The sequence below is a fragment of the Paenibacillus sp. RRE4 genome (genome assembly GCF_031844205.1).
Taxonomy (GTDB): Bacteria; Bacillota; Bacilli; order Paenibacillales; family Paenibacillaceae; genus Paenibacillus; species Paenibacillus xylanexedens_B.
On record NZ_JAUZUT010000001.1, the window covers coordinates 2788705 to 2808864 of the forward strand.

13 protein-coding genes are annotated in these 20160 nt (G+C 46.9%); 1 reads left to right on the forward strand and 12 read right to left on the reverse strand.

All coding sequences use genetic code 11. The features are described from left to right. Nucleotides 1-133: 133 nt before the first annotated feature. The 11 genes from Q9R46_RS12550 to leuC all read right to left on the reverse strand — a co-directional run bounded on the left by Q9R46_RS12550 (nucleotide 134) and on the right by leuC (nucleotide 18294). Entirely contained in the window at nucleotides 134-1984 is a 1851-nt protein-coding gene (locus Q9R46_RS12550; protein ID WP_145331685.1) for an ABC transporter ATP-binding protein, read from the reverse strand. Next, the gene (locus tag Q9R46_RS12555) at nucleotides 1981-3753 is read right to left on the reverse strand and encodes an ABC transporter ATP-binding protein (RefSeq protein ID WP_090917085.1); all 1773 of its coding nucleotides are present in this window, start codon (nucleotides 3751-3753) and stop codon (nucleotides 1981-1983) included. Before Q9R46_RS12555 ends, Q9R46_RS12550 begins: the two co-directional genes overlap by 4 nt. Nucleotides 3754-4129: 376 nt before the next feature. Further along, nucleotides 4130-7801 carry a dynamin family protein gene (locus Q9R46_RS12560; protein WP_311280286.1) on the reverse strand — a complete coding sequence of 1224 codons (3672 nt, stop codon included), beginning with the start codon at nucleotides 7799-7801 and terminating at the stop codon, nucleotides 4130-4132. Between the two features lie 442 nt (nucleotides 7802-8243). Then, nucleotides 8244-8516 (reverse strand): NAD/NADP transhydrogenase alpha subunit, encoded by a 273-nt coding sequence (locus Q9R46_RS12565; protein ID WP_090917088.1) that lies wholly within the window; start codon nucleotides 8514-8516, stop codon nucleotides 8244-8246. Between the two features lie 20 nt (nucleotides 8517-8536). After that, nucleotides 8537-9235: an endonuclease III gene (gene nth / locus Q9R46_RS12570; RefSeq protein WP_090917090.1), complete on the reverse strand. Its 699-nt coding sequence runs from the start codon at nucleotides 9233-9235 to the stop codon at nucleotides 8537-8539. 163 nt (nucleotides 9236-9398) lie between these two features. After that, entirely contained in the window at nucleotides 9399-12137 is a 2739-nt protein-coding gene (locus Q9R46_RS12575) for an S-layer homology domain-containing protein (RefSeq protein WP_311280287.1), read from the reverse strand. A gap of 71 nt (nucleotides 12138-12208) precedes the next feature. After that, nucleotides 12209-12892, reverse strand: a complete 684-nt coding sequence (locus Q9R46_RS12580; protein WP_311280288.1) for a GerMN domain-containing protein — start codon at nucleotides 12890-12892, stop codon at nucleotides 12209-12211. Nucleotides 12893-12929: 37 nt separating this feature from the next. Then, entirely contained in the window at nucleotides 12930-14336 is a 1407-nt protein-coding gene (locus Q9R46_RS12585) for an N-acetylmuramoyl-L-alanine amidase family protein (RefSeq protein WP_311280289.1), read from the reverse strand. Nucleotides 14337-14595: 259 nt separating this feature from the next. Beyond that, complete coding sequence (locus Q9R46_RS12590) at nucleotides 14596-16002, reverse strand: N-acetylmuramoyl-L-alanine amidase family protein (protein WP_311280290.1); 1407 nt, start codon at nucleotides 16000-16002, stop codon at nucleotides 14596-14598. Between the two features lie 236 nt (nucleotides 16003-16238). Further along, nucleotides 16239-16841 carry a 3-isopropylmalate dehydratase small subunit gene (gene leuD / locus Q9R46_RS12595; RefSeq protein ID WP_311280291.1) on the reverse strand — a complete coding sequence of 201 codons (603 nt, stop codon included), beginning with the start codon at nucleotides 16839-16841 and terminating at the stop codon, nucleotides 16239-16241. 31 nt (nucleotides 16842-16872) lie between these two features. Continuing rightward, on the reverse strand, nucleotides 16873-18294 hold the full coding sequence (leuC, locus tag Q9R46_RS12600; protein ID WP_145331691.1) for a 3-isopropylmalate dehydratase large subunit: 1422 nt from the start codon (nucleotides 18292-18294) through the stop codon (nucleotides 16873-16875). A 368-nt stretch (nucleotides 18295-18662) separates the two neighbouring features. Here leuC and Q9R46_RS12605 point away from each other — a divergent pair, with 368 nt between their 5' ends. Beyond that, nucleotides 18663-19583, forward strand: coding sequence for a LysR family transcriptional regulator (locus tag Q9R46_RS12605; protein WP_145331692.1), 921 nt, complete (start codon nucleotides 18663-18665; stop codon nucleotides 19581-19583). 385 nt (nucleotides 19584-19968) lie between these two features. On the opposite strand, the gene Q9R46_RS12610 is transcribed toward Q9R46_RS12605, so the two are convergent. Continuing rightward, nucleotides 19969-20151, reverse strand: coding sequence for a hypothetical protein (locus tag Q9R46_RS12610; RefSeq protein WP_311280292.1), 183 nt, complete (start codon nucleotides 20149-20151; stop codon nucleotides 19969-19971). Nucleotides 20152-20160 lie beyond the last annotated feature (9 nt).

Below are 20160 nucleotides of genomic sequence, written 5' to 3' on the forward strand. Positions count from 1 at the left end.
CGTTAAACCGATTTGTATTCAAAAAAACACTCCAGCGCCTTTGCTCCATACTTTCTATCAGGACAGCCTGATAAAAAGTACAGGAACAAAATGAGCCGAAGTGTCTGTAAACCTACGTTACTCGTTATCTTTACTACAAAAACCGGTACTGCGCTTCAATCAGACCATTGTATACTCCTTGTTTATGGATAAGCTGTTCATGGTTGCCCTCTTCCTTGATCTCTCCGTGATCCAATACAATGATGTGATCCGCATTACGAATGGTGGAAAGACGGTGAGCCACCATAAAGGACGTTCGCCCCTGAAGTAATACTTTGAGGGCTTCCTGAATTTTCAACTCCGTTTCCGTATCAATGCTGGCTGTAGCTTCATCCAGAATCAAGATGCGCGGATCAGCGAGCAGTGCCCTGGCAAAAGATAACAATTGCCGTTGTCCCATCGACAACACATTACCTCTCTCTTCTACTTCGGTGTCATATCCACCCGGAAGCTTCATGATGAACTCATGCGCGTTAACGGCTTTCGCCGCTTCTTCCACCTCTTCGTTCGTCGCATCCAGCCGTCCAAAACGGATATTGTCGCGGATGGTACCTGAGAAAATAAATGTATCCTGTAGCACAATGCTGATCTGACTGCGCAGGCTTTCCACCGTCACATCACGCACGTCATGTCCATCGATGGTCAGGCGCCCTCCCGTGATGTCATAGAAACGGCTGATCAGATTGATGATGGTGCTTTTACCAGAGCCTGTATGACCGACAAGTGCAATCGATTGCCCGGCCGCCGCCGAGAAGCTGATACCTTTCAGCGCCTGTCTTCCCTTTTCGTACTCAAATACAACATGATCGAATACGATATCTCCTTTAATAGAAGGGAGCGGCTTGGCACCCGGTTTATCGGCAATATTCGGCTTTTCATCCATGAACTCAAAGATTCGCTCCGAGGATGCCATGGCAACCAGCAACTGATTGTACATCTGTCCCAGACGGTTGATCGGGTCCCAGAAGTTGCCGACATAGTTGGCGAAAGCGACGAGCAAACCTACGGTCAACATTTCACTTTGAATGAGATATGCGCCGTACCAGAACAGAATTAACGTTCCGAAACCGCCTGTAATCTCAATTAAAGGACCAAACCCCTGGTTCATTGCAGATGCTTTGTCCCAAGACTTTTTGCTGGACATATTCATGTTGTCGAAGTATTTCATATTTTCTTTTTCTTGAGTGTACGCCTGCGTTACCCGGATGCCTTGAATGGATTCATTCAAGTGAGAGTTAATCCGAGAGTTCTTCATACGCACATCCTGCCACGCCCGGCGAATCAACACCCGCAATTTTGTAGATATAATGAACATAATCGGCACCGTAATGATTACAGCAAGACCGAGTTTCCAGTTAATCAACAGGAGAATGACGATGATACCAAGCAGCTGCACGCAGTCGATCATGACGTTGACCGCACCATTCGTGAACAGATCCTGTAAAGAATTGATATCATTCGTTACACGCACAAGCACTGAACCTGCCGGTCTTTTGTCAAAAAAGTTAAAGGACAGCTTCTGAATATGTTTGAACAAGTCTGAGCGAAGATCGTAAATCACCCGTTGCCCAATAATATTGGTCAGTTTAATACGGTATGTGTTAGCTGCCCACTGGATGAGATACAATAGCAAGATCGAACCTGCAATAATATACAGCAACGTCATGCTAGGTACTCCGGTCTGTGGTGCAATAGCTCTATCGATTGCAAGACTGATTAGAAAAGGTACGGCTAATTTCGTAATCGTTCCGAGAATCATCATCAGAATCACAAACGGCAGGAGTTGCCTCGCATAAGGCTTCATGTAAGCAAACAATCGTGCAAACTCTTGCCAGTTAAACGGTTTTTCGATCACTTCATCGTCCTGATAGACAAATCGTTCATTCATTTTTTTATTCGAGGTTTCCTTAACCTCTCGCCTGTCTGTTATCGTTTCGGCGCTCATGAGTTCACCTGCTCCCCAGCCTCCCGCTTCCCGCGGGCAATGTAGTCTGCATATTGAATGTTATAGACATCCTGGTACGGTCCAGGTACTTGAATAAGTTCCGTATGTTTGCCGCGTTGCACCACGCGTCCTTCGTCCAGCACTAATATTTCATCTGCATGCCGCAGCGAAGAGATCCGGTGGGCAATGATAAATGTCGTTCTGCCGCGCATAACCTCCTGGAAGCCCGATTGAATCTCATGTTCCGTTTCCATATCCACGGCACTTGTGGCATCATCAAGGACAAGAATCTTCGGATTTTTCAGCAAAGCCCGTGCAATGGCAATCCGTTGCTTTTGTCCTCCGGAAAGTCCCATGCCGCGTTCACCGACGACCGTATCATATCCTTCAGGAAACTCCATGATAAAGTCATGAGCCTTGGCCAGCTTGGCGGCGCGGATAATCTCTTCCATCGTCACATTTTTCAAGCCGTAGGAGATGTTGTTACGTATGCTGGAGGAGAACAGGAATGTCTCCTGGAACACCGAAGCAATCTGACTTCGCAAGCTGCGAATGCCCATATCTTTAATGTTTCTGCCATCGAGCTTGATCGAACCGGAGTTCACGTTATAGGCACGCATCAGAAGCTGGATAATCGTCGATTTCCCTGACCCTGTTCCTCCGAGGAAACCGATTACAGAACCAGGCGGAGCATCAAAATTAATATCGGTTACAGCAGGCATTTTGTTACCATAAGCAAACGTTACCGATTCAAAGGTCACATGACCTTTCACCTGATCTGTCTCCACAATAACCGGGTCTTCGGTCTCTTGCACGTCCACAGGGGTGTTCAGCAGCTCAAGGACCCGTTCACCTGAAGCTTTGGACTGCGTATAGTTGTTAATGTGAAAGCCGAGGCCCCACATCGGACCAATTATGTACCAGATCAAACTGAAGAAGGCAACAAGTTGACCCAAAGTCAGCGTTTGCTGGATAACCATTCTGCCACCGATCACAAGCAGTAGTACAACACTCACCGAAGCCAGGATCTCCATAATCGGAAAATAGCGGCTCCACAACGTGGCAGCATGGATCTGATTCGTTTTGTATCGTTCATTCCGTGTGGAGAACTTCTCCACTTCATAAGGCTCACGTGCAAACGATTTAACCGTTCTCACACCTGTAATGTTTTCTTGCACCGCTGTAGTCAGCGAGCTTAATGCCAATCGCATTTCCTGAAATGCCGGATGAATTCTGGATTCGAATCGAAGCGCAACGAAGGCAAGCAGAGGAATGCAGACGAGTGTCAGCAGTGTTAACTTCCAACTCATCGTCATCATCATAATTGCGCCGAATACGACCATTAGAACCATGTTAAGAATCTGGGCGAAACCAAATCCGATAAAGTTACGGATGGCCTCCAAATCTCCCGTGAGGCGGGACATCAGATCACCTGTTTTGGCCGTATCATAATAACGGAAGGATAAAAATTGAAGTTTTTCATAACAGGCATTACGTAACCGATACGCCAAATAATTGCCTAGACGTCCGCCAAAGAAACCGTGTAAAAATTGCATGCCTGCTTTTAAAATAACAACGCCTAACACTGTCAGGGCAAGCATGGGAACGTCTTCAAAATTGCGCGGCACAATAACGTCATCGATCAAAATTCGAAGCAGGTTCGGATAGACTAATCCAAGTGCGGTCGCTAAGGCGAGAAACAAGATCGATACCAATAAATACGTTCGCTTCTCCCAAAAATAGGTTTGCAGTTGCCTGAGAACATCCATGTGTCTCCTCCTCTAATGTAGCTTGAAATGATATGAACATTTATGAAGTTTATCACCGTCCCTCAATCGCGGCAAAGCGAATAATAGACCATATTCAGGCGGCTTTCAGCTAATTATCGCATTAACGGATGCCAATAGCCGACTTTCAATCAAATGTTTGAATATTCTCTATATTTCAGGTTGTTCATGCCAAAAAAAGGCTCCCTATATGCCTTTGCGGCGGGAGCCTTTTTTGACGTTTTTTTGCAACATTTTCACTGGGTTATGGAAGAATTCAATTATTTTACAAACGTTTCCAAAATATTTGCATAAATAGTCAACCAGCCTTGTGCAACCGGTGAGAAGTTGCACACGGTGATGCAACCTCCACGACCATCTATTCCTGCATTTGTTCAAGCTGTTCGGACAAGGCTACCCATTGCTCAGCCTGGATTCCACTTGCAAGGGTATCCTGTATGCCCGTAACGGCTTCTTCCAACCGTTCGGTGAGCTGACGAGAGTGATGCTGTACCGATTGATGAACCTGTGTATCATAAAATTGCACCAGCTTTTGTTCTGAAGCCGGAAGCACTTCAATCATCATCTGTTTGAGAACAGGCTCAAGTGCCTCCTGAAGGCGCTGACGTCCATCCCCTTCAAAGAACTGCTTCGGATTCCGGAAGTAAATCCAGTAGTTTTTCCAGCCCGACGGCTCTTCTAGGCGGATTTCCTCCAGCACAGGTGTACTCCACTTTTCATCCAGGGTTAAGGACAAGTCGATGCCGCCTGTCAGCTCTTTCACTTCATTAATACATTCAGTTACTTGCTTGCCAACCCAAGCATGACCCGTCTGCTCCAATCGCAGTGTTGTGGCGAGTAATTCCTGCTCAAGCTCAATGCCGATCATACGCAACAGCTCACGTCCGCAAGCCGCGAAAGCCGTTTTCAAATTGCCTTGATCTTCACGTAATACGGATGGATGAAACGCTTCGGCCATAAACTGACCCAGTCGGAAGGCTAAACGCTGTCTGACATGGAAAAGCAATTCATTCGTTTCCTGTGACAGTTCATCCTTCATTGACCGCTGTGCTAATCGCTCAATCCGCTGACGTGACTGCTCCGAGATTGTGCCCAGTTCATCCCGCCGCTGACGCAGTGTTTCTTCCCCCTGCGCCGCATCGGCTGCGCGTTGCTTTAACCGCTGAATGACACGTGCCATCTCTTCGGAGGCTCCGCCAACTGCGAGATCAGCCAGTTCCTTGCCTGCAAATTGATTAAACTCTTCTTCGAAACGCATAAAGCCCGATTGTTGCAATCGCTCAACGTTCCCATCCATTTTACCTTCCATCGCAAGCATGCTGGATACCGGGAAAAGACGTGGTGAACGAATCCCGTTTTTCCGCAGTTCTGTCCCTACATGATCGAGCACCTGTTCCAATTCTTCTTCCGAGGAAGATAAATCACTCGCATTGACGACAAAGAACATCTGATCCATCGCGGAGCTGTCTTTCACTCGCCCAAGTTGATTCAAGAACTGCCGGTCTCCCTGGGAGAAGGCGTGATTATAGTAGGTGACAAAAATCAAGGCATCTGCATTTTTCATATAATTAAACGTTACGCCTGTATGCCGGGCATTGACTGAATCCGCTCCAGGTGTATCCACAAGCACTATGCCCTGTTCCGTCACGTCACAGCTGTAATACAGATCAATGGAATCGACAAAGCAGGATTTCTTCTCATTGGCTACAAAATGGCGATATCCGTTCAAGTCCACCAGCACATCTTGCCCAAGTTGATCCGCTGTTTCCTCCCAGCCAGCCGCAGCGGCCTGTAAGAAGCTGTAATGCGGACGCCCTGCTGGGTGCACATCCTGAGGCGTGAGTGATTGCACCCGCTTTTGCCATTCCGTGCCCGGCTCTCCGAGACCAAGCAGTCTGAAGGAGTAGGCAAGGTCCTCCTGGAAAGCCTCCCGGGTCTTCATGCGGACCCGGGCAGTACCATGCTCCATGCCGCCGGCCGGAGCCATAATGCGGTTAATCGCCGCTGTCGTTGGATGCGGCGATACCGGGAGGACCGCTTCGCCCAGCAATGCGTTGGCGAAGGAGGATTTGCCCGCGCTGAACGCACCGAACAGTGCGAGTGTGAACGTGCCGCCCGCAAGCGAAGCCGCGCGTGCACGCAAATCCCGTACCGCCGACCCCATGGCGGGGTACGGCTCCACCAGCGCAGCAGCGGCTTCCAGCCGTGCCGCTGCCGCGTCCAGGCGCCGGCGGCGTTCCGCGCCAGCCGCCGCCGGTGCGCCCTGCGCCGCTGCTACGCGCGGCGGCGCAGGGGCCTGCGTCTGTGGCTGCGCCGCCACAGACGCGGACGTGCCCGCCGGCGAACCGGGAGCTTCGCCCGGTTCAGGCGCGGGCACGTGCGGGCCCTTCACCTCCGGCAGTAGCCCGGAGGGAAGGGGGCCCGCAGGAGGCAGCAGGCTGCGCAGCCCTGCTGCCTCTTCGGCGGCGGCGCGCTGTAGCGCCGTGTAGCGCGCCGCTGCCGCGGATTGCGCCAGCAGCGCTGCGCGGCTGGCGTCCAGCGCCTGGAGCGCGGCTTGACCCTGCGCAGCCAGCGCCTCCAGGATGCGGTCAGCCAGCAGCATGGCCGACTTGCGGTACCGGGCCTCAATCTCGCCCCGGACATCTTTGCTGAATTGCATGACATACTCGGGCGACAGTTCCGCACTCGCACTTCGTTTCAGTTCAAGCAATTCTTCATTAATTTCAGGCAACTCCGCGTTAAGCACCTGCTCCCACGTGGCATCCCACACTTGATAAGCTTCCCCTAGCTGTCTGAGCATCGTCCGAATATGAACCTCCACTTGACTGGAGGTCTGATCCAGAAGCAGTCTCACCAGTTCCGAAGCCCGGCGCTGTTTCTCCTGTTCCGTTTTGCCTCCTGAGAAGAGCAGACCTACCCGGAATCCCGGCTTGCGGCTCTCCAGATAATGGCCAGCCGAAGTCCGGATATCCGCTGGGGTAAGGTTAGCGTTAGCAAGCAAGGAATCCACCTCTGCCCTGAATTTCTCACGGACTTGCGAAGGTTTGGCTCGAAGCTCTGCGACTTGTTCATCTAGTAGAGCAATCTCACGCTCCAAACGTTCGATACCTTCTTGTCCTCCTACTTCTTCAAGCAGTGCAGTTTCTTCATCTTCTCTCTTCCCGGCTTCCCGTCTCAGATGTTGCTCCGTGATATGGCTGGCTGAACTGGCTAAACTGTGAGAGATCAGCTCTTCTTTCTTGGTCATCAGCTCTGTAATCAGTTCCGGTAATTGACTCCATTGATTATATCGATGCTGCTGGTCACGCAAGGAAGTGAATAACAGACCGTCATAACGGACTTCCCATGCGGCAAAAATTGCCTCTACCCCATCCACATATTGATCAAACGAAAGCTCCCGCTCCCGATGTTTGTCGATCTGATTCACAATCAAAAATAGTGGCTTCCCCCAGTCGGACAAACTTTTGGCAAAAGAAAGATTGGTCTCCGACTGAACGTGATTGTAATCCATCACATAGAACACAACATCAGCCAAATGTAGCGCCGAATGCGTAGCCAAGCTATGTCCGCGATCCGTCGAATCCACGCCTGGCGTATCCAGCAGGACGGCGTCATCTTGCAACAACGGAATGTTATCCCATACTTCGATGGAGCTGTAAGCCCCGCCATTTTTACAATACGCCTCCAGTTCCTCGGGTGAAACCTCCAATGTACCTGCTTTATTGTCAGCGCTTACGTTTGGTGTAGTATAAATAAGTGCTCTCGGCTTGCCGTTGCGTATCGCGACGACATTGGCACTGGTTGGCACTGGACTTGATGGCAGTACTCGCTTGCCACACAAGCTGTTGATCAAACTCGACTTGCCTGCCGAGAAATGTCCACAGAACGCAATCGTCAGATGTTTCGTTTCAGCCTTGCTGATTAAATCCGTTAATGCCTCTACAGCGGTATGGTCCCCTGACTGCTTCATTGCTTCACGTAGCGGTAACAAAGGTGTGGCCATTTCTGTTGGGTAATCTGTTCTGGACATGACTGGCCTTCCTCCTGGCTCCTCTAATTTGACATCCGTTTCGACGTCAATCTCTGATTTATCTTCATATAGTTTAACATCATCATGTTTGAATTTGAACGATTTCACTTGAATCTGCATGTAGATGGATTCCAGATCAATATAAGTTCAATTTGAGATGATTTGTCTCGTGATCATGTCAAAACTTCCTTTGCGTCCATTTATCCTTCTGATCTCCACGAATACGCATACATTGTTTGGTGCGTTAATCCGTTACTATGTATCTATAAAAAAATAAAACCGACATGTCGGTTTTATTCAGGTCACGCTTTTAACTCGCCCACTAATCAGGGACGTTTATCATCAAGTAACTGGTTGCATGACATGCCTGACAGCTTTCACTACCGATCGCCTCTCGGCAATGTCAGTGCAACCAGGTTCCTGATCATAGGTTAACGAAAACTTAAGATACTGCGTTTTCCATTGTAGGCAACAGGATTTCAAACACTTGACCATGTTGCAAAATGGTAATGCCACGGCCTTTGTCTCTCATTACCACAACCTCAGGCTTTGTAGACATACGCTCCAGATAATGCTCAGGCACGTCACCAGAGTGACTCACTGTGATGCCTTCAACTTCTTTTTCTTCATTCTCCGCCATTTCCTGTTCTACGATTTGTTCAAAAATATCGGAGAAGGCTTCAAAATTGTCAGTGTACACGGAAATGCATTTCATCGTTATTCATCCTTTTCTGCTTATGAATTTAATTTTCGTTTTCGGGTGGTGACACGTTCCTTATCTTTCCTGATCTGGGACGTTTTCATACGTTTTTTCCCTTCCCTGCATATGTCCAGTAACGGACAGATATGGCATTGGGGAGTTTGAGCCTTGCAATGGTAGCGTCCAAAAAATATAAACCGGTGATGAGTTATAGTCCACTCATCCCGAGGTACGCGCTTCATCAGTTTCTTCTCGACTTCAAGTACGGAGTCATCCCAACCCGCGAGCCCCAGTCTCTTCGACACACGTTCAACATGAGTATCTACAGCGATCGCGGGTACTCCGAACGCATTTGAAACGACAACATTCGCGGTTTTACGTCCGACACCTGGCAGGGTGACAAGCTGATCATGTTCCTGCGGTACATCGCCGCCATACTGCTCTATTAAAATTCGGCACATGTTCTGGATATGCTTGGCCTTGTTTCGGTACAATCCAATTCGGCGAATATCCTGCTCCAGCTCTTCAAGAGGAACCATCAGATAATCGGCCGGGCTTTTGTACTTTTGAAACAAATCTGCAGTGACCTTGTTCACCGTTTCGTCTGTGCACTGTGCAGATAATAGGACCGCTACCGTTAGTTCAAATGCATTGCTGTGATTTAATTCGCAATGTGCATCAGGAAACATGGCTTCCATGGTTTCGAGTATATGTCTTACCGTCGCTGCATTCATGAAGGGGTACCTCCCACAAGTCTGCTCCACACTGTAGAGCCTTACTTCAAGCTTCAGCCAAGTAGCTTGGCGGGGATCCAAAAAGCTTGCAAAAAAAACGTCTTGATGCGGGAAAGATCCCGTATCAAGACGGTCATTCTTTTGATCCTCGAAAAAGAAACGATTACTGTTTTTGAATCTCCATCACGACGTTGTTCAGGAGATACAATACAATATTATCATTATCTCTGAGAGATTGCACGCTTAAAGTGTTGTCACCCTGGTGAACAAATACATTAGAGCCAAGTGCAAAACGGTAGTTCAAGTCTGATGTCGTCTCGCGTTTAACCAAAATTTGGTTACCTACCCCATCATAAGACCAGAACTGTTTACTCATGACAGTAAGCACTCTGAATCGCGTGGAATTATCTGTATCTTTAGTCATTTCCACACGGTCGCCAACCGTGAGGTTAGTCAAAGATGTTAATGTCGAACCGGATTTTACAACTTTAACAGGTCCACTCACAGATACTTTATCTGTCGTACCATTAAACTGTTTCAGTGTAACCGAGGTTGCGTCCACTGCAGTAACTTCGGCCAGCGTACGTTTAACCACTTGAACAGCCTTCGGTGTAGCTCCTTCAAACGTTACGTTAATCAAATTGCCCGCAGTCAACTGGGAAGGTGTAATGGATTGACCACTTTCGCCGGTCAATACCGCTTGATCTACATAGAACTGACTTGTAAGCAGATCTGATTTTACCCGAACACGACCGTTGGATTCCATGGAGACCACTTCGAATTGAGCAACTGTTTTCAATGCAATCTTCTGCGCTACATCCTGATTTGTTCCAAGGGTAACCGCAACATTATCCCCTACCTTCAAATCAGACAGACTAGCCGTTGATTTGTTATACATTTCAACCGCTGGTGCTGTCGTATAAGGAACTGTAATCGTCTGGTTGCCAGATAACAAGCTGATTTTTCGGTTTGTTGTATCCATATTACTAATTGTGCCTTCGTATTTGTAAATTACCTTCACAGACAATGCACGAGTTCCCACATAAGTCAGATCCAGTTTGCGTCCGTCATTGAGTAAGGACTCCAGACCTGCCAGTGTCGGTTTGACTGTGTTATAGTCCATTTTTGTTTTTTCATCCAGTGTGAATACATAAAACTGTTTATTGGCATCCCGCACAGTGAGCACTTTAGTTTTACTGTTATAAGATACTACTGTAGCCCCATTCAGAGGCTCCATTTGCCGTCCAATCACTTGAATACGAGTCACCTGATCATCACTGTTTAAAGTCAGTTCAACCTTGTCACCACTTTTCGCATCGGTAATCAGATCATTCAGCGTTGCATCTTGAATACCATTGATAATCACTTCCGGCTTCTCGCTCAGCAACTTCGCTTCAAGAGAACCTCCATCACGTTTATACGTCAATGTGGACTGGTTGCCACCGATCTCAACTAATGTTCCACGAACGGATTGTTCTACACCCTGAGCGAGCTCAATGGTCTGCAGAACACTGTCTTTGACAGTATATTTCACAGCGGTGCCTGCCTTCAAATCAGCCAAGGACAAAATGCGGTTTTGATAAAGAATGATCAGATTATCTGGATACGTATACTGCTCTGTTGCACCCGCAGCATTCACGAGTTTGATCGTTTTTCCGGAAGTAACCACTTCCGCAACTACACCGCTGTCACTCTTGTTAACGATACCGGATTTAACCCGGATGACCACTGTTTTTTTGTCAGCAGAGAACGTCTCGCGCTGTACTTCAATGATGCTGTCCACTGTAATATCAGACAATTTAATTGCTTTTCCGTTCTGATCCATGAATGCAGTATTCTCATCATAAGTATATGTTTCATAGTTTTCGCCTACAAAGAGACCGATTTTGTTCCCGGACAATGCACGCGCAAACGTACCTTCTACGCTCTCCATTTGTTGCTTGGCATCAACAACCTCCACATAGGAAGCTGCACCTGCCGAACCAACAATAAGAACTTTCGTATATAGTTTCACATCCGATGCAGATGCGCGTGTTTCACTATCTTTGGTAAAGTACGGGGTATTGCTGTTCACTGCATAGTTAACCGTTTTGCCGTCAACTAGTAGCGTGATCTGCCCGTCTTTCAATCCGGTAACATAACCCGTAGAAGTATTCGGATACTTCGTATCCGTCAACGATTCACCACGACTAAAAAATGTCGCAAGCTGAGCACGAGTTACAGAGCCTGTCGGATTGAACTTGTTGTTTTCCAAACCTTTGGCCAGATCCAAACTAACAGCCAGATTTACATACCCTTTCGCACTGTCTGAAATATTTGCGTTGTCAGCAAATCCAGTGGACTGATTATTCTGTGCTTTCGCTTCAGCATCTTTGTTCAACGAGCGGATTAATAGTTTAGTAATCCATTCACGAGTTGCCGGCTTTTGTCCCCATGTTGTTTTGGAGACATCAGATGATGCTTCTTCCGTTTTATCCACGAGTCCCAATTGAAGTGCAAGCGCAACATATGGCTTAAAGTAGTTTCCTACTTGCATATTTGTCGGTAATGCCGCAGCCGTGCTCGTGTTCAACTGCGATTCCATATTCATAAAACGGATGGCCATCGTTATCGCTTCTTGTTGCGTTACCGCGTCCCCTGGACGAAACAGGCCGTTATTGCCGAGAAGAATACCTTGATACGCCAGCTTGTATACATGTTTCTCAGCCCAGTATCCAGCCTTGATATCACTAAACAAACCTGTTGGTACAGCCGTACTTTGTACTGCCGCATTTTGGCCCTGTCCCGTTTCTGTTGTGTCTGCTGCCATAGCAGCTCCACCCGCGCTAAGGGCCATCATGCCTGCAAGCACGGCTGATACTACTTTTTTAGAGTGTGATGGATGGTTATATTTAAAAGTCACCTATGATTCCCCTCTCTCATATAAAAACGACCTCAATCCGTGAGTCTACGGTAACGCACTTGAAGCAAAACTTAATTGGATCTTGTCATTGGATGTTCAAGATCCACATGTCCCATCAAACTTTCAGTTGATTTACCATCTACCAGCAGATCAAGTGATTTTACCTCATCGAACTGGAAGAACGTTTGTTTCAACGCATCGATGGCAAACGATTCACCACCAGCACCAAGACGTGCCGTATCCGGCATATGAATATCCAGTGTCAGTGCTCCATCCTTGAATTGAACTGACTTCAGCTCAATATCCTTGGACCATAGCGGAACGAGCTTCTCATCTTTGCTTTGCTGCAAAGAAGCAAAAGCCTCTTTATATTTGTCATCTTCCGATGCAAACGTAATTTCGGCTGACGCTTTGTGAAGTTCCAGCTCCTCCGGATCGGTATAAAACACTTCGATAGACTTCTTCTCCTTGCTGTCGGATGTTGAAGGTTTATCCGTGGATGTCTCACCAGAAGATGTTGTTCCCTCCGAGCTTCCGTTCGCTGAGTTAGATGGTGTTGTGTTGTTATCCTCGGAACCAGCCGTCGTAGGGTCGGTAATCACCTGACCCTCCACCTCTGTAGCGCCGTTCCCTGTTTGTGTCTCTGATCCCGCACCTTGCGTCTGGGTTGGAGCAGCTGTCGGTTTACTACCACATCCAGCAGCTACGGCCATAACCGTTACCAGCAAAGCTGCGATCCATATTTTTTTGTTCATTCTAACTCATCCTCCTCAGCATAAGGGTTGTCCCTTATTAAATTCCCAAATACTCCTTGATCCCAGCAACAATACCTTTGGCTACATTGTTTTGGAAATTTTCCGTGAACAATACAGCTTCATCACTCTTGTTGCTAAGGAATCCTCCCTCTAACAGCACTGCAGGCATCGTTGTTTCACGAGTTACGTGGAGACTGGCCATTTTTACTCCCCGGTCTTTTAAACCGGAAGACTTCACGAGATACTTGTGCATAATATTAGCCAGTTCCTTACTAACCGAGCGGGAATAAAAAGTTTCTACCCCCGTTGCCGCGACAGGGCCGCTATTCGCATGAATGGAGATGAAGATATCTGCATTTATGTTCTGTGCAACCTTCACACGTTCTTTCAGTGCGAGAAATGTATCATCACTACGTGTTAATACGACATCGATCTGAGGCTCTTTTTTCAGAAGTGCCTCCACTTTCAATGCCATGGCAAGATTGAAATCTTTTTCTCTTTTGCCTGTAACACCAATCGCTCCAGGGTCTTGATCTCCGTGCCCCGCATCGATAACTACAACTTTCTTGCCATTCCCGCCAACGGGCGGAGCAGGTGTGCTACCTTGATGGTTTAGATCAATGATGAGCAATCCTGAATCGTTCTGCACACTGTACCCTTTGGCACCTGTCAGATCAATAACAAATCGAATGGTAGAAGGACTGTTGCTATATAAGGAATAACGAATTTGAGACACATCTGGATAACCGTTAACAACGAGTTGACCATTTTGATTGCTATCCAGCGCCTGACCTTGACTAAACGAATCCGCAAAAGCCGTATTTGGCAGATCAATTACAATTCGATCCGGGCCGTTCATCGTGAATACGTTCGGCTTTGTGCTTCCACTTGTAGCAATCATGAAACGGTTGTCGCTAAAGCTAATGCCGTTCACTTGTACAAGACCTTCCTGACTCGATCCTCCGCCATCGTTACCAGAGTTCGGGGGAGTGGTTGTCCCGTTTCCGGAACCTGCATTCTGGGTAACTAATGTTACCGTCTTCGTGGTGTTGTTCCAACCCACCTTAAGACCCATTTGCTCTCCGATGAAACGGAGTGGTACTAAAGTCGTACCATTTTTTACGAGGGGCGGGGCATCCAAGTCTACGTTACTGCCGTTCACTGTTGCCGTCTTCTGTCCAACAATCATCTGCATGGCAGTGTTGTCTTTGCTAATCGTCACCGTTTGCGACTGTTGTTTCCAATCGACAGCGTATCCCAAACTTTCGGAAACCGTACGAATCGGGACCATCACCTTACCATTGATGTTATCCGCTTTCGCATCCGAAGGCTGTACGATCTCATTCCCGTCTAGGATAATTTTCGTGTCTGCTGCTGCATGACTATAGCCCGGGAAAACGAGCCCAAAGACAAATAACAGTACCAAAAAACCGAACTTCTTCATCCTTCACCCCTACCAATCTCATATTTTTTTACCGCATGTTGTAGGCTTGCAACTTTCACTGCGCACTTGGGCATTACCAGACACCTATTAGACGTCTCCCAATCTCAAAAGTTGCGAATATATTCCAACATAACAGAAAAAAAACGTTGTCAGATCAAGCTTTTTTTACATTTTAATGTCTTGTTTTTTCCTGATTTATCAAATATGCATCTTAAAACAACGGACTTCCCTAATCTGCATATTTACGAAAAACACCATTCTACAAACTCAAATAATCTAAAATTCCGTCGACAATCGCCTGAGCACAGTCATCCTGATATGACTCTGTAAGCATCAGAGCTTCATCATTTGGATTGCTCAAAAAACCCAATTCAAGGAGTACAGCCGGCATTGATGTTTCCCGAGTCACGTGAAGACTCGCCACTTTTACGCCGCGATCTTTAAGTCCTGTAACAGGCAATACATGTTTGTGAAGGGTCTCCGCTAAACTTTTGCTTTCTTTTCGTGTGTACAATGTTTCTATTCCGTTTGGAACCGGAGTTGTGAATTTGTTTCCATGGATAGACACAAACAGATTCGCCTGGTTCAGCTTCGCTATATCCACACGTTGTTGCAAGGAAAGCTCCGTATCATCCTGACGTGTAATCACGGTTTGAATGTTGGCATGCTGTTCCAAAAGCGCCTTCACTTTAAGTCCTACAGCTAGATTAAAATCTTTTTCGTAAGCACCTGATACACTGACTGCGCCAGACTGACGTCCACCATGTCCAGGGTCAATAACAATCACTGTTTTACCGTTATTCTCCGGTAAGGCTGGCTGACTACCCGATGTTCCATTCGTAGCTGATAGGTCAACGAGCAACACGTTATTCTCTCCAAGTGACCAGTTTGCTGTTGTACTTTGATTTAGATCCAAAACCACTCGCACCGTCGATGGCGACTGGCTGAACATGGAAAATCGGACTTTAGAGACAAGAGATGAGTCCATAACATCGATTTGCCCACTTCCGTCCGGATTCGAAGCCTGTCCCTGTACAAATGTCTGTGAAAAGGTTGTATTCGGCAGATCTACAATAATTCGCTCAGGCCCGCTAATACTGGACACTTTAGGGCTGATGTTGCCATTTGTCGCAACGATTAAACGGTCTCCGCTGTAACTTATGCTTTGCAGTTCCGTCAGACCAACCGGGACAGGAGTCACCACCGGATCACTGTCAGGCTCCGTATCTACTACAGGTGGAATACTAAACAGGCTAACCGTTTTAGTACCATTGTCCCATCCTACCTGTAGTCCCATGCCCTCACCTACAAAACGCAAAGGTACTAGTGTCGTACCCTGTTTAATCAAGGGAGGTGCATCCAGATTGACGACATTTCCGTTAATCGTAGCTGCATCTTTGCCAGCCGTCATCTCGATGGAGCTATTGCCTCGCTGAACGTGCACCGTTTGCGTTGCCTGTTCCCATTTCACGTCATAACCCAGGTTTTCGGATACAATCCGAATCGGAACCATGACCGTTTTCCCAATATTCTCTGCGGGTGCTCCTACTTTCTGGTCAATGGTGACCCCATCAAGCACGATCGAAGGCACACGGTCTGCATGAGCCATCACTGGGAAAAGACAAAGGAACAGAAAAAAAATGACTGCTGCCGACCATTTCTTCATTCGTCATCCACCATTCTTGTTAAGTTATGTAGATTTGAGGCCTGATTCACTACCTGTATTACGCTATGTACCCTTCCATAATCTACTATCCAGTCTATCAGATATTGTCTAGCGATCCGGTTACAACGTTGTCATATTTAGTCGGAAAATAACACAAATCAAAGAAGCCCCCTTCTCAAACAAAGGAACGTGAACATTCCTTGTCCAGATGGAGGCTTGGTGTTTAATCACTCTATTTAGCCAAAAAGTTTGGCCGCATGACGCTCTTCATAAGCAGTAATCGCATCATCATGTTGAAGTGTCAGACCGATGTCATCCAGTCCTTGCAACAGGAACTGACGACGGTGTTCATCCAGATCAAAATCGATGTGCAATCCGTGTGCATCTGTAATCGTTTTGTTTTCCAGATTCACATTCATCTCATAATTTTCATGGTTTGCAGTACGCTGGAACAAGTCTTCTACCTGCTCTTCAGACAGTTTAATCGGCAAAATCCCGTTTTTGAAACAGTTGTTATAGAAGATATCCGCAAATGACGGTGCGATGACACAACGGAATCCATAGTCCATAATGGCCCATGGTGCATGCTCACGAGAAGAGCCGCAACCAAAGTTAGCACGAGAAATCAGAATTGATGCTCCTTCATAACGCGGTTTGTTCATTTCGAAGGAAGGATTGTTGTTTCCCTCTTCATCAAAACGCCATTCATAGAACAAAAACTGTCCAAATCCGGTGCGTTCAATCCGCTTCAAAAATTGTTTCGGGATAATTGCGTCTGTATCTACATTGACCCGGTCTACCGGTGCCACGATGCCTTGCAGTGTTTGAAATGCTTCCATATGTTCCGTTCTCCCTTCTGGCGATTATCGCTTAGATCGCTGCTTCTGTTTTGAAATTCCAGTCACGTACGTCTACAAAATGACCTTTCACCGCTGCGGCTGCTGCCATTGCTGGTGAAACCAGATGCGTACGTCCTCCGCGACCTTGACGTCCTTCAAAGTTACGGTTGGAAGTCGATGCGCAACGTTGTCCTGGTTGCAGTACGTCCGGATTCATCGCAAGGCACATACTGCACCCTGCATCACGCCATTCGAAACCGGCTTCTGTGAAAATTTTGTCCAATCCTTCTTTTTCAGCCTGGATTTTAACGCGACCAGAACCTGGCACTACGATGGCAGTTACATTGCTGGAAACGCTATGTCCTTTGGCAACTTTCGCCGCTGCGCGCAAATCCTCAATCCGCCCGTTGGTGCAAGAACCGATAAATACATAATCAACCGGGATTTCGGAAATTGGCGTTCCAGGTGTAAGACCCATATATTCAAGTGCTTTTTCAGCCGCTTTACGTTCATTTTCAGTAGGCAATTCTGCAGGTACAGGAACTTTCGAAGAAATGTCTGTACCCATGCCTGGGCTAGTACCCCAGGTTACTTGTGGGATCAGCGTTTCCACATCGATTTCAACGACATGGTCAAACTCCGCACCTTCATCCGTCACAAGCTCTTTCCACGCCGCAACAGCTTCATCAAACTTTGCACCTGTAGGAACATACTCGCGTCCACGCAGATATTCAAACGTTGTTTCATCCGGAGCGATCAGTCCTGCTCTTGCTCCACCTTCGATAGACATGTTACATACAGTCATTCGCTCTTCCATGCTCAGTTCACGGATGGATTCGCCTGTATACTCGATAACATAACCTGTAGCGAAGTCCGTACCATATTTGGCAATGACCGCGAGGATCATGTCTTTAGCCGTAACACCCGGGTTACGTTTGCCGACAAAACGAACTTCCATCGTTTTTGCTTTTGCTTGTTGCAAACATTGTGTTGCCATAACATGTTCCACTTCACTTGTTCCGATACCAAATGCAAGTGCACCAAATGCCCCGTGAGTAGATGTATGGCTGTCGCCGCATACAATCGTTTTACCCGGATGAGTCAGTCCCAGTTCAGGTCCCATAACGTGTACAACGCCTTGATCGATCGTGTCCAGATCGTACAACTTCACGCCGAAATCACGGCAGTTCTGAGACAAAGTATCAATTTGCTGTTTGGAGATCGGATCTGTAATGTTAAAACGATCCTTCGTTGGCACGTTATGATCCATCGTTGCAAATGTCAGCTCTGGACGGCGAACTTTACGACCGCTCAGGCGAAGTCCTTCAAATGCTTGCGGGGATGTTACTTCGTGTACAAGATGCAGGTCAATATACAGAATGCTTGGTTTTCCTTCTTCCTGATGAATTACGTGGTTTTCCCAAATTTTTTCAAACATCGTTTTTTTACTCATCATTTTCACCTCATCATAAGTTCGGTCCTTGGAAGAGCTTCTTGCATGTTCGTGTAAAAGTGAAGCTCTTGAATGACATAAATATATCACCCCGTCCTTCATTGTTCCAAGATATAATATCTATAGATGTAATAGGTTTAACCTATAATAAGACAAACAGCAATAAACCACTGCAGGGTACAGAGGCTTCAATTGATAACAATTATCATTATCATATATGACTTATACTACGTGCATGTCTTGGCCCTGTCAATGCTTTAATTTCTCTTTTTGAATTCTGTCAGGGCCATGCTTCCCTGATAAGAATAACGAACCCTTGCGCTTTAATGGTATAATAACGACATCGATGAAAGGAATGACGGATCATTATGGAATTCAGACAACTTCAATATACACTGCAGATTGCTGCTGAACGGAACTTCTCAAGAGCCGCAGAAAAATTACATATTGCCCAGCCTTCACTCAGTCAGCAACTGTCCAAACTTGAGAAGGAACTTGGCGTATTGCTTTTTCAACGGAATACAAGCACTGTTGAGCTGACACACGCGGGAGTTACTTTTGTTGAGCAGGCCCAAAAGATTGTTGATGCCATGGAGCTGTTGCGTCAGGAAATGTCGGATATCTCGCAGCTTCGCAAAGGAAAGGTTGTTGTAGGCAGTATGCCGATTACCGGCTCTCATCTGCTTCCTCATGTGCTCCCAGCCTTTCAACAAGCTTACCCCGACATCGAAGTTACTTTACTAGAAGATTCCGGGGTTACACTCGAAAAATTAACAGCCAGTGGCAAAGCTGACCTCAGCCTGCTCTCTCTACCCTTGCAGGAGTCCAGCTTGTCTTATGTCACGATTGGCGAGGAACGTATAGATCTGGCAGTACCGCCGAACCACCCTTTGGCACATCGGGGAACCCCGGGCAATCTGCAGCCTGTGCGGATTGATGAGCTTCGGGATGAACCCTTTGTTGTACTAAAAAAAGGACAGGGCTTCCGCAAGCTGACGTTTGATCTCTGCGAACAGGCCGGTTTTGACCCACAGGTGGTATTTGAGAGCACCAACATTGAAACATTGCAATCGCTGGTGGCAACAGGCATGGGCATCACTCTGGTACCCCGTTTTATCGCCCGTGCACCCCGCAGCGAGTTCGTGCCTGTATATGTCCCGCTTGCCGACCCAACGCCAAGTCGTACGCTTGTCGTCGCCTATCGTCAAGGGCGAGTTCTATCCAAGGCAGCCGAAGCTTTTATACAAACTTTCCAACAAACCGTTGCGGAGCTTTCCAAGACAGATTAAACCGATGCTGCAACAAGCTCGTGCATTTATGATTTGCATTGTGCAATCACAAGATGACGAGAACACTTATAAGCTCTTACCAAAAAAGCCGTCCACATAGTCTAATGACTACGGGACAGCTTTTTTTCGTTTACAGACCAGCTAAACAACTGATCCACAAACAATGTAGCATCTTTTGTTACAGTACAATGTTGCTTGTTAATACATAAAATCATGACAAGTAAGCACTCGCTATTCACGCATCAACCTTCATTTCACTGTCACTGTCATACCGCTTAACTTTATCTTGTGTCAAATAATTGCATATATCATAGCTTATATAGCATATCTCACATCATCTTAATTCGTAACCTTCAGTTATTCTGCGCAAGCATAATTCTACCCTTTACCTTCGCAGATTACGATCACTTGTCAGCCTGTTCTGTTGATCCATGGCACGGCCTTCTTCCTGCGAATTCTCAGGGGGTGACAAGCCTCCTGTCTCATTCTCTAAGAATGCCCTTAAGTGATCTACCCTTCTGTTGCCTTGTTCCAGTCTCCTGAGCGTATCTTTCACATGGTTGTCCATTGATTGATC

Coding starts and splice junctions, on each gene's coding strand:
- Q9R46_RS12590 (WP_311280290.1), bottom strand. CDS start 16,002: ATGAAGAAATGGTCGGCAGCAGTCATTTTTTTTCTGTTCCTTTGTCTT.
- leuD (WP_311280291.1), bottom strand. CDS start 16,841: ATGGAAGCATTTCAAACACTGCAAGGCATCGTGGCACCGGTAGACCGG.
- Q9R46_RS12585 (WP_311280289.1), bottom strand. CDS start 14,336: ATGAAGAAGTTCGGTTTTTTGGTACTGTTATTTGTCTTTGGGCTCGTT.
- nth (WP_090917090.1), bottom strand. CDS start 9,235: ATGAATGCAGCGACGGTAAGACATATACTCGAAACCATGGAAGCCATG.
- leuC (WP_145331691.1), bottom strand. CDS start 18,294: ATGAGTAAAAAAACGATGTTTGAAAAAATTTGGGAAAACCACGTAATT.
- Q9R46_RS12555 (WP_090917085.1), bottom strand. CDS start 3,753: ATGGATGTTCTCAGGCAACTGCAAACCTATTTTTGGGAGAAGCGAACG.
- Q9R46_RS12560 (WP_311280286.1), bottom strand. CDS start 7,801: ATGTCCAGAACAGATTACCCAACAGAAATGGCCACACCTTTGTTACCG.
- Q9R46_RS12605 (WP_145331692.1), top strand. CDS start 18,663: ATGGAATTCAGACAACTTCAATATACACTGCAGATTGCTGCTGAACGG.
- Q9R46_RS12550 (WP_145331685.1), bottom strand. CDS start 1,984: ATGAGCGCCGAAACGATAACAGACAGGCGAGAGGTTAAGGAAACCTCG.
- Q9R46_RS12610 (WP_311280292.1), bottom strand. CDS start 20,151: ATGGACAACCATGTGAAAGATACGCTCAGGAGACTGGAACAAGGCAAC.
- Q9R46_RS12565 (WP_090917088.1), bottom strand. CDS start 8,516: ATGAAATGCATTTCCGTGTACACTGACAATTTTGAAGCCTTCTCCGAT.
- Q9R46_RS12580 (WP_311280288.1), bottom strand. CDS start 12,892: ATGAACAAAAAAATATGGATCGCAGCTTTGCTGGTAACGGTTATGGCC.